Raw genomic sequence first — 2,313 nt, forward strand, 5'->3', positions numbered from 1 at the left:
GCCTGCGTCTCGCCGCGGGTGAACAGCGCCGAGCCGTGGGTGCGCGGCAGCACGCCCACTTCCGCCAGAATCGGACGCACGGTCACCAGATCGCGGCCGTCGATGCGCACCTTCTCGTCGAGGATGCGGTTGCGGACGGTCGAGGCTTCCAGCGCCTTGAACAGCTCGCCGACCACGTTGGCCTTCGGGGCCGCCGGATCCTCGTCGTTGATCAGGGCGCCCAGAACCTCGGCCTTCACGGCCGAAACCTGATCGCGGCGCTCGGCCTTGGCCGGAATGCGGTAGGCGGCAGCGAGCTTCTCGGCCGCGATTTCGGCAATGCGGGCCTCAAGGGCGGCATTGTCGTTCTCCGGCAGGGCCCGCGGCTCCTTGGCGGCCTTCTCGGCAAGGCGGATGATGGCGTCGATCACCGGCTGGAAGCCGCGGTGACCGAACATCACGGCGCCGAGCATGATATCTTCGGACAGCTCGCGGGCTTCCGATTCCACCATCAGCACGGCATCGGCGGTGCCGGCCACGACGAGGTCGAGGGCGGAATCCGCACGGCTGTCGTGGGACGGGTTCAGCACATATTCGCCGTTGTAGAAGCCGACGCGGGCGCCGCCGATCGGGCCCATGAACGGCACGCCGGAAAGCGTCAGCGCGGCCGAAGCGGCGACCATGGCGAGAATGTCGGGATCGTTCTCAAGGTCGTGGGAGAGCACGGTGACGATCACCTGCGTCTCGCACTTGTAGCCATCGGCGAACAGCGGGCGGATCGGGCGGTCGATCAGGCGCGAGGTCAGCACCTCGTGCTCGGACGGGCGGCCTTCGCGCTTGAAGTAGCCGCCCGGAATCTTGCCGGCGGCAAACGCCTTTTCCTGATAGTGCACGGTCAGGGGGAAGAAGTCGAAGCCCGGCTTCGGCGCCCTCTCCGAAACGACGGTGGCCAGCACGGCGGTCTCGCCATAGGTGGCAAGCACGGCGCCATCGGCCTGGCGGGCGATGCGACCGGTTTCAAGGGTCAGCTTGCGGCCGGCCCACTCGATCTCTTCGCGTTCGATCTGGAACATGAAATCCGTTTCCTTGGCTTGTCGCGAACCCGCGCGAGGCACCACGGGCAAGACGGCGGGGCGGCCCGGCCTTCGTCAGCAAAGGCCGGGCCGTCCGGCAATCCTGCCAGAGCGGCCCGCGCGGGGCTGGCACCGGCGGCCCTGATGGCCCTCCCCGGTACCCCGCGGGTCAGTATGTCGGCGCCGGCGCGCAAAACCGCGGGCCGGACGGAGCGCTGGCCGGAGCGCTGACGATGCGGGAGCGCCGCAGGTCCGCCGCAGGGCGGGAGATCACCGCGGGGCGCCGCGCACGGATCAGCCCGTGACCGGCCTTCGGAAGGGGTGCGGCGCGGCAGCGGGGCCGCGCTGCAAAAAAGCCCCGCCCGCCGGCAGGCAGGCAGGGCTTCCGTCTTGCATCAGCGACGCAGGCCGAGGCGCTGGATCAGCGTCTGGTAGCGGGCGACGTCGGTCTTCTTGAGGTGATCGAGAAGGCTGCGGCGCTGGCTGACCAGCTTCAGGAGGCCACGACGGGAATGGTTGTCCTTGGCGTGGGTCTTGAAGTGCTCGGTGAGGTTCACGATACGCTCGGAGAGCAGCGCGACCTGCACTTCCGGCGAACCGGTGTCGCCGGTCTTGGTCGCATACTCGGTGATGAGCGTCTGCTTGCGTTCGGCAGTGATCGACATCGGGGTGTCCTTTTGTCTTGCGGGCCCCGGAGGGCAACGGGTTGAGAGCCGCGCCGGTTCACCTGCACCAAAACCGCCCTGCCCCGGCCGCAGGCTGCGGCAGGGCGGGCGGCCCCGACAGGGATCGCGCGCGATTTCGGGGGACGGTCCTGCAGGCCGGCCCGGGACCGTCGAAGCGGTCCGCGTGCCGGGGCGCAGGTTCGCCCCGGTCCTCCTCCGCAGCCGGCCGAGCCGGGATGTCGTCCAGCACGGTCAGAGCGGAAGAAGCAAGCCGGGACCGGTAAAACCAGCCCCGCGCATGGGCGTGACTATGGTCACAATTGCGGCCGAAATACCAGCCGAATTAGGATCCTCGCCGCGCCGGGGCGAAATTTCCGCCCCGCCGCCGGTGCCCCTCAGCGGCGTGCCAGCGCCTGTTCCGGCTGCGCGGCATTGAACACGCGCCGCGGCACGAATTCACCCGCCTCGATGGAGCCGAGCGCTACCAGCCGGCCGGCCGACGTGGCATAGGCGGCATCGGTTTCCACCGGCGCGCCGCGTCCGCGCAGCAGCACCGACTGGCCGCGCCGCAGCCGGCTGGCATCGACCGGCGACAT

The 2,313-nt window shown here is 69.6% G+C and carries 1 protein-coding gene and 2 pseudogenes; all 3 read right to left on the minus strand.

All coding sequences use genetic code 11. The features are described from left to right. Nucleotides 1-1,052: pseudogene (locus V7067_RS17470) on the minus strand (polyribonucleotide nucleotidyltransferase); the annotation flags it as partial. Nucleotides 1,053-1,447: 395 nt separating this feature from the next. Further along, nucleotides 1,448-1,717 (minus strand): 30S ribosomal protein S15, encoded by a 270-nt coding sequence (gene rpsO, locus V7067_RS17475; protein ID WP_334177161.1) that lies wholly within the window; start codon nucleotides 1,715-1,717, stop codon nucleotides 1,448-1,450. Nucleotides 1,718-2,112: 395 nt separating this feature from the next. Continuing rightward, nucleotides 2,113-2,313, minus strand: a pseudogene (locus V7067_RS17480) (tRNA pseudouridine(55) synthase TruB); the annotation flags it as partial.

Source organism: Pseudoxanthobacter sp. (assembly GCF_036822375.1).
Lineage (GTDB): Bacteria > Pseudomonadota > Alphaproteobacteria > Rhizobiales > Segnochrobactraceae > Pseudoxanthobacter.

Excerpts from the sequence above, each read along its gene's own strand:
- rpsO (WP_334177161.1), bottom strand. The coding sequence starts at position 1,717 with ATGTCGATCACTGCCGAACGCAAGCAGACGCTCATCACCGAGTATGCG.